Source organism: Lysinibacillus sp. NPDC059133, assembly GCF_042755925.1.
GTDB lineage: Bacteria > Bacillota > Bacilli > Bacillales_A > Planococcaceae > Lysinibacillus.
Genome location: NZ_JBHZDH010000101.1, coordinates 1 through 7,278 on the forward strand (window position 1 = coordinate 1; position 7,278 = coordinate 7,278).

Consider the following 7,278-nt stretch of genomic DNA (forward strand, 5'->3'; position numbering starts at 1 on the left):
GATAAAACCGTGTAGCTGTCGCTTCGCTTTCGCACAGATAAAACCGTGTTGCTGTCGCTTCGCTTTCGCACAGATAAAACCGTGTTGCTGTCGCTTTTCTTTCGCTACCAAAACCATTTGAACTGACGTTTCACTTACGTTACATAAAACATTGCTGAAAGAAATTGAAATTTAGCCAAAAAAAGGACTGCAATAAATGCAGTCCTCCGCTTTATGTTATCTTATAAAAGATTAAGCTTCTTGTGTTGCTGGGTATACAGATACTTGTTTGCGATCGCGACCTAAACGTTCGAATTTAACAACGCCGTCAACTTTAGCAAATAGTGTATCGTCACCACCACGACCTACGTTTGTACCTGGGTAAATTTTTGTACCGCGTTGACGGTAAAGAATTGAACCACCAGTTACGAATTGGCCATCAGCACGTTTAGCACCAAGTCGTTTAGACTCAGAGTCACGTCCGTTTTTAGTAGAACCTACACCTTTTTTAGATGCGAAAAATTGTAAGTCTAAAGTTAATAATAATTTCATCGTGTTCCACCTCCTACTTGGTTGTAGTTGATTTGGATATATTGTCCGTAATTTTGCACCATTGAATACACTTGGGCAGTCATTACTTGGACAATTAACTGTAGTTTTGCATCAATCTCAGGCTCTATATCTGATGGTAAATCTACCTTAAGATAGCCTCCACCTTCAGTAGCTTGTTCGATTTCTGGCTGTAATTGTAATAGTGCATAAATAGCATTCACCGTACCTATGGCAATGGTAGATGCTCCTGCACATACTAAATCTTTACCAGATTCATCGTATTCCGCATGTCCTGAAAATTCAAATGCTGACACATGTCTATTTTCATTGTGATAAATCGTAACTTGTATCATTCGCTACACCTCACAATTAAGCGTTGATAGTTTCAACAACTAATTTTGTGTAAGGTTGACGGTGACCTTGTTTACGACGGTAGTTCTTTTTAGCTTTCAATTTGAAAACAACGATTTTTTTCGCACGGCCTTCTTTCACAACTTTAGCTGTTACAGTAGCGCCTTCTACGAATGGAGCTCCAACTTTAACGTTTTCGCCACCTACGAATAAAACTTTATCGAAAGTTACAACCTCGTCAGCTTCTACACCTAATTTTTCAATATAGATTTCTTGACCAGCTTCTACTTTGATTTGTTTACCACCAGTTTCAATAATTGCGTACATTTTACTGCACCTCCTCTTAGACTCAGACTCGCCTGTTTATAAAGGTGATCATACGATACTTAAACCTTTCCAGTGCGGTTGTAGTAGCACAGGTGCTACAAACAATAACATTAAAATATTACCACACGATTTATTTTAAGTCAATCTATTCATTACATATTTCTCAAATGCTAAACGATATTTTCGATAATTCCATTCCTTTAACACTTGAAGCCATATAAATAAACATAAAATTGCTAAAAAAATAGATTGTGGGAGGTAACATAAAGTTATCATGAATAGTATAAAGGCAATTATAAGAGAAAACCAGTAGTAATATTCAAACGCACGAACATTTGGATTGAATAAAAATAAGCACGCTATAAATATTCTGCCACCGTCCAATGGAATAATCGGTAAAACATTGATTGCTAATAGCACAAGTTGCACATTAATAAGCTTAGTAGCAAGCAGTTCAGGCATAAAAAAAGCGAGGCCAATCCCTAGTATTGTAGCGATTGGTCCTCCTAAGGCAATCCAAAGGAGTGACGTTGCTGGCACAACCGCTGGATTTTCAAATTCTATTTCCCCTCCGTAAGGTGTAATAACGCATGATTTTACGTTAACGCCACAAAGCATCGCCATTAACAAATGACCTGCTTCATGCCATAATAACGAAGATAAAATAATAGCGTAATAAGCAATTTGACCGGTGAAAATCATTAAAAATACGAGAGGGATACATAGAAGATGCAGTTTAATTTTCATTGGACTCCGCTGCTTCAAGCCACTGTACAATCTGCTCTAAACTATATTGTGCCTTGTCTTGCTCAATCGAGATATAGAGTTGCCCCGTCTCTTTCATACCGATTAAATCGTTTGCCTGCACTGTTGTGTATGGAAGTTGTGCTAAACTATCCAGCATACCATAGGATACAGTTGTACCATCATCATAGCTTATCGTCATTGTTTTACCAGTATATTTTGTATGACCGGTGAAAACGACAAGACCATTCTTTCCAGCATATACCGGCAGGCCCATGTCATATTGCAATAAAAAGCCTTCCTTAAAAACTTGCGCATTGGCAAATGATAATAGTTCAGTTTGTCCAACATCACTCGATACTAAAATTGTTGTATCCTCTTTATTTAGCCAACTTTGTCCGAGCTCACTTAAATAGGTTAAATCCGCTGATGTTGTAACAAGTTTTCGCACCGGTGTTTCCAATACGCCTTGATCCTCTAAACGAATTACTAGCATAATTGCAGCCACAAGCAATATTGTGATCAACCATTTCCATTTTTTAAACAAGCCCTCATCCTTTTTTCACACTATATGAGCTTGCATGTCCATTCATGCACAAGAAAAAAACCTTCTCGTACAAATGCACGAAAAGGTTAATGTTTATCTTGAAAATAACGCTTTAAGTTTTGAAAATACACCTTTATGTTCATCTTCAATGGTCATAAGTGGTACAGATTCTCCAAGTATTCTCCGGGCAATATTACGGTAACCAAGAGATGCTTTATTAGCAGGATCCATTACTACTGGTTCACCTTTATTGGATGATGAAATAACCCCTTCGTTATCTACAATGATTCCTAATAAATCAATAGACAAATGTGTTGTAATTTCATTAACATCCAAAGTATCACCGCTTTTCATCATATGCTGGCGAATGCGGTTAATAATTAGTTTAGGTGCAGTAATTTCTTCCTGTTCGAGTAAGCCAATAATTCGGTCTGCATCACGCACAGCAGAGATTTCTGGCGTTGTTACTACAATGGCATGATCAGCACCAGCAACAGCATTGCGATAGCCTTGTTCAATGCCCGCTGGACAATCTATTAAAACATAATCATAGTCTCTTTTTAATTCTTCTACTAAGCTCTTCATCTGCTCAGGTTTAACTGCATTTTTATCTGTCGTTTGAGCAGCAGGTAATAAAAATAGTTTTTCATCTACACGTTTATCTTTTATTAGTGCTTGATGAATCTTACAGCGCCCTTCAACAACATCTACTAAATCATAGATAATTCGATTCTCCAGACCTAAAATCACGTCCAAATTACGCAATCCAATATCTGTATCTACTAAACATACTTTTTTACCTTGCAGCGCCAATGCAGTCCCAAGGTTAGCCGTTGTCGTCGTTTTTCCGACGCCACCTTTACCTGAAGTTATGACGATCGCTTCTCCCACACTAGCTTCCTCCCTTAGACACATTTAACAATGGTCGAATATTTTTTAACGCGTGAATTTGATCGTACGTAATGCACCCATCATAGCCTATAAATGCACAAGCCATCTCTTCCTGATTAATCGTTTTCACATGTTCATCTGACATTGCCTGAACCTGATCAGCAATCATGATATGTGTAGCTTCAAAATAAGATGCCGCAATGATTGCTTCCTTATTACCATGAACACCAGCATGTGCAATTCCTTTAAGTTTTCCTAGGACATACACATTGCCAGCTGCTTCTACACGTCCATTCGGATTGACATTCCCTACGATAATAATATCCCCAGGCGAGCGTAGAACTTGACCCGATCTGACCACACCTAAATATGTATCTTGTTGACTTTCAATCCTTTTCTGGTTGCTCTCATGGACAGTCAGTACTTCACTTTGCACCTTTGAAACGATTAGTTGCTCTGTTTCCTGAACAATTTTAATAAGCTCATTGATTTGTTCATCAGAACAGTATCGATAGCCCAAATATAATTGTACATCTACTTTACTATCGATACCGCTCTCTAAAACTTTCTTTTTAAGCTCTTCTACTAAATCGACATACGCACATTGATCGTCTAAATGAAGAACAAATCCATCCTTTGTCCCCTTCATATTAACTAACTGTTTTTTCATGAATGCCTCACCCCACGTTGCTCTTTGTTAAGAAACTTCACGTGCTCTCTGTAAGACACGCGCATTAATCAGATACTTGAAGGCCCAACCAAGAATCATTAAAAATAGTGCATTAGCAATGATCGTTGGCAGTAATCGTGAACGTAAGAAATCCGAAAATGGAATCGTTGTAAAGTCGATAAGATAGAAGAATTGATAGAGTATAAATTCTAAAATTGCTACTAAAACAACTGAAATCGTCGTTGTCACAACTAAGTGCTGATGAATAACTTTCACAATTGACCCTGCTAAAAAACAAATAAGCGGAAATAGTACTGAATATAATCCAATAATATCAATGTAAAACACATCATACAAGACACCAAAAAAAAGTCCATACATTACCGCTCGTTGACGGCTGTAATAGATGGATATAAATATTAAATATAAGATTAAAAATCTAGGAACTAAATAATAGATTTGCCCTTTCACTTCAATCGGTGAAAACATAGCAAACTCTGGTTCTAGTAAAAATAGTAAAACTGCCACAGAAGGGATGAGAAATCGAACCATTATTCCGCCTCCTCTTTACCCTTTGGTGGATGTGTTAAATCTCCGTTTGATGCATTACCATCCGATCCATCTATTACAGTAGAGGAACGTTTAGCAATAACAACATAGTCTAAAATTGAAAAATCAGCAGATGGTTTTACGTAAGCCATTTTTGTTAAGCCATGATCATCTGTACTTACTTCAGTTATTTCTCCGATTGGCACATTTTTTGGGAAAACACCGCCAAGCCCTGATGAAACTACTTGTTGGCCTTTTTTCACTGTTAAACTTGAATCGATTCGCTTCATGATGAGTTCATTACGCTCTTTATCATAGCCCTCGATTAAACCGTATGCTTGTTTATCTCCTTGAACCATCGCAGAAACACGATAGTTTGGATTATTTGTATATAAAAGCTCTACCTCAGAGGTGAAAGGCGTCACTAAAGTCACTTTACCGACTAATCCTTTCGCTGTCATAACTGCCATATTTTTTTCTACACCGTGTGAAGATCCTTTATCTAAAATAATTTTTTCTTCCCACTGGTCAGGGTTTCTGGCAATAACTGTGGCATGAATCGGATCATATGCTTTTAAGCTTTCCGATTTGTCCATAAGCTCTTGAAACTTTTTAATATCAGATTTCAAGTCCGCTGCCTCAGCTTGTACAGCTACAAATTCATCTAAGCGTGCTTTTAAACGTTTATTTTCTTCGTACGTGTTTAAGAGGGAATCAATACTATCAAAAACACCAGTAATATAATTCGCCGGCTTCGCAACAATGGATTGTGCGACGCCGACAGTGTCTTTAATAATTTGCTCTGGTAAAGTTGCGTTCGTCCGTTCACGTAATGAGAAGCTAATCAATGCCACAAGAAAAACCATGCCCACGAGTAGCAAAATTAATTTCTTATTGAAAAAAAACTGTGGCATTGCCTAAACCTCCTTACCCTTTAACTTGTTGTTGACGAATTAAATCAATATGTTCTAGAGCCTTACCTGTACCAATAGCAACACAGTCCAGTGGATCTTCTGCGATAAATACTGGCATATTTGTTTCTTGGCTAATAACTTTGTCTAGATTCGTTAATAGCGCACCACCACCTGTTAGTACAATTCCGCGTTCCATTACGTCTGCAGATAATTCAGGAGGTGTTTGTTCAAGCGTTTTGCGAACACCATCAATAATAGATGCTACCGCTTCACGTAAAGATTCAGAAATTTCCTGTGAAGAAATTTCGATTGTTTTCGGTAAACCTGTTAAAAGGTCGCGTCCTCTAATGTCCATTTTTTCTTCTGGACCCTCAGCCAACGCTGTACCAATTTCCATTTTTACTGCTTCCGCAGTACGTTCACCAATTGTTAAATTATATGATTTACGAATATACGAAATGATGGATTGGTCCATTGCATCCCCGCCAACACGCACGGATTCACTTGTTACAATACCACCTAATGAAATAACTGCTACCTCTGTTGTACCACCACCGATATCAACGACCATTGACCCTGTTGGATCCCATACTGGTAAGTTCGAACCGATTGCTGCTGCAAATGGCTCTTCAATTGTAAATGCGTCTTTAGCACCTGCTTGGCGAGCAGCATCAATAACCGCACGTTGTTCAACCGATGTAATACCGTAAGGCACACAAATCATAACATTCGGCTTTTTCCAATTACCACCAGAATTTTTACAAGCTTCTTTTAAATAGTATTCTATCATTGCTGTAGTAATATCAAAATCAGCAATAACGCCATCTTTCATTGGACGAATTGCTACGATTGAGCCAGGTGTACGACCAATCATATTTTTCGCATCATTACCAACTGCAACGATGTCTCCAGTTTTTGTATTTTTTGCTACGACTGAAGGTTCGCGTAAAACGATTCCCTTCCCTTTAATAAACACTAATGTATTCGCTGTGCCAAGGTCAATCCCGACATCTTTACTTCCTAATCCAAACAAATTGTGTACTCCCTTTCTATTTAAGCCATACTTTCGTTGACATCAACTACGCCCAGGCGTGTTTACACCCGAAGCTCTATCTTCATTCACTCAGTGTTAGACACCTACTGAAAAAAACTACACCCTCAATTATCTCACACCTTTTGGAGTGAGAGTCTTTTTCTGAATAAAAATAAAATCATACCTTTCATTATAACGGAAAAACGCAAGAATTTGTAGTACCACATACCTCTTCTCGCGGAAAAGATACTATTTTAATTCCCTCCTAAACAAAAACAGTACGTATAGATTAGCATATAATTTTTATTCTTGTAAGACAATGTGTAATAGGCTACCAATTTTTGTGAATATTATAGACATTTCTACGAATACAATAACGTTTTCTATAAAAAAAGGTTCGCTTTCATTTTTAGCTTTTCGCAAAAAAATACAAAATATTTATTTTTAAAATAATAAAGTGATTTGATTCTTCACTAAATTTTGGAAAAAAAGAACACTGTAAGGCTTCCCGAAATGATTCGCAACTGCTTTACAATTCTAAATCGTATAGATACTTGGATCGTCACCAAAACGTGTGGTTGATTTCCGTTCCGACTGGGCGCTTTGTTGTTGCTGTCGCTTCGCTTTCGCACAGATAAAACATTTGCTGTCGCTACGTTAGCACTACGCTTTCGCACAGAAAACATCCGCTTCGCTGCAGGGTCTCGGGCCAACAGATGTT

General features: G+C 37.8%; 10 protein-coding genes and 1 other annotated feature. All 10 genes read right to left on the reverse strand.

Features of this window, described 5'->3' with window-relative positions; genetic code table 11:
* Window positions 1-231: 231 nt before the first annotated feature.
* Window positions 232-531, reverse strand: a complete 300-nt coding sequence (gene rpmA, locus ACFXN8_RS25990; protein ID WP_079563575.1) for a 50S ribosomal protein L27 — start codon at window positions 529-531, stop codon at window positions 232-234.
* Window positions 528-884, reverse strand: coding sequence for a ribosomal-processing cysteine protease Prp (locus ACFXN8_RS25995; protein ID WP_376074729.1), 357 nt, complete (start codon window positions 882-884; stop codon window positions 528-530). The genes rpmA and ACFXN8_RS25995 overlap by 4 nt, the downstream gene beginning before the upstream one ends.
* 16 nt (window positions 885-900) lie before the next feature.
* Window positions 901-1,209, reverse strand: coding sequence for a 50S ribosomal protein L21 (rplU, locus tag ACFXN8_RS26000; protein ID WP_370041859.1), 309 nt, complete (start codon window positions 1,207-1,209; stop codon window positions 901-903).
* Between the two features lie 14 nt (window positions 1,210-1,223).
* Window positions 1,224-1,299: a sequence feature (ribosomal protein L21 leader region), on the reverse strand.
* 45 nt (window positions 1,300-1,344) lie between these two features.
* Window positions 1,345-1,956, reverse strand: coding sequence for a zinc metalloprotease (locus ACFXN8_RS26005; protein WP_376074728.1), 612 nt, complete (start codon window positions 1,954-1,956; stop codon window positions 1,345-1,347).
* Window positions 1,946-2,500 carry a peptidoglycan DD-metalloendopeptidase family protein gene (locus tag ACFXN8_RS26010; RefSeq protein WP_386848273.1) on the reverse strand — a complete coding sequence of 185 codons (555 nt, stop codon included), beginning with the start codon at window positions 2,498-2,500 and terminating at the stop codon, window positions 1,946-1,948. The genes ACFXN8_RS26005 and ACFXN8_RS26010 overlap by 11 nt, the downstream gene beginning before the upstream one ends.
* Window positions 2,501-2,593: 93 nt before the next feature.
* Window positions 2,594-3,391, reverse strand: a complete 798-nt coding sequence (minD, locus tag ACFXN8_RS26015; protein ID WP_376074726.1) for a septum site-determining protein MinD — start codon at window positions 3,389-3,391, stop codon at window positions 2,594-2,596.
* Between the two features lies 1 nt (window position 3,392).
* Window positions 3,393-4,061, reverse strand: coding sequence for a septum site-determining protein MinC (gene minC, locus ACFXN8_RS26020; RefSeq protein WP_386848274.1), 669 nt, complete (start codon window positions 4,059-4,061; stop codon window positions 3,393-3,395).
* A gap of 27 nt (window positions 4,062-4,088) precedes the next feature.
* A complete protein-coding gene (mreD, locus tag ACFXN8_RS26025) occupies window positions 4,089-4,613 on the reverse strand; it encodes a rod shape-determining protein MreD (protein ID WP_376074724.1) in 525 nt (174 codons plus the stop codon).
* Window positions 4,613-5,524, reverse strand: a complete 912-nt coding sequence (gene mreC, locus ACFXN8_RS26030) for a rod shape-determining protein MreC (RefSeq protein ID WP_386848275.1) — start codon at window positions 5,522-5,524, stop codon at window positions 4,613-4,615. The genes mreD and mreC overlap by 1 nt, the downstream gene beginning before the upstream one ends.
* A gap of 13 nt (window positions 5,525-5,537) precedes the next feature.
* Window positions 5,538-6,557, reverse strand: a complete 1,020-nt coding sequence (locus ACFXN8_RS26035) for a rod shape-determining protein (protein WP_376074722.1) — start codon at window positions 6,555-6,557, stop codon at window positions 5,538-5,540.
* Window positions 6,558-7,278 lie beyond the last annotated feature (721 nt).

What these genes read in the sequence shown, in the direction of transcription:
- ACFXN8_RS26005 (WP_376074728.1), bottom strand. Translation starts at nt 1,956, where the DNA reads ATGAAAATTAAACTGCATCTTCTATGTATCCCTCTCGTATTTTTAATG.
- minC (WP_386848274.1), bottom strand. Translation starts at nt 4,061, where the DNA reads ATGAAAAAACAGTTAGTTAATATGAAGGGGACAAAGGATGGATTTGTT.
- rplU (WP_370041859.1), bottom strand. Translation starts at nt 1,209, where the DNA reads ATGTACGCAATTATTGAAACTGGTGGTAAACAAATCAAAGTAGAAGCT.
- mreC (WP_386848275.1), bottom strand. Translation starts at nt 5,524, where the DNA reads ATGCCACAGTTTTTTTTCAATAAGAAATTAATTTTGCTACTCGTGGGC.
- mreD (WP_376074724.1), bottom strand. Translation starts at nt 4,613, where the DNA reads ATGGTTCGATTTCTCATCCCTTCTGTGGCAGTTTTACTATTTTTACTA.
- rpmA (WP_079563575.1), bottom strand. Translation starts at nt 531, where the DNA reads ATGAAATTATTATTAACTTTAGACTTACAATTTTTCGCATCTAAAAAA.
- ACFXN8_RS25995 (WP_376074729.1), bottom strand. Translation starts at nt 884, where the DNA reads ATGATACAAGTTACGATTTATCACAATGAAAATAGACATGTGTCAGCA.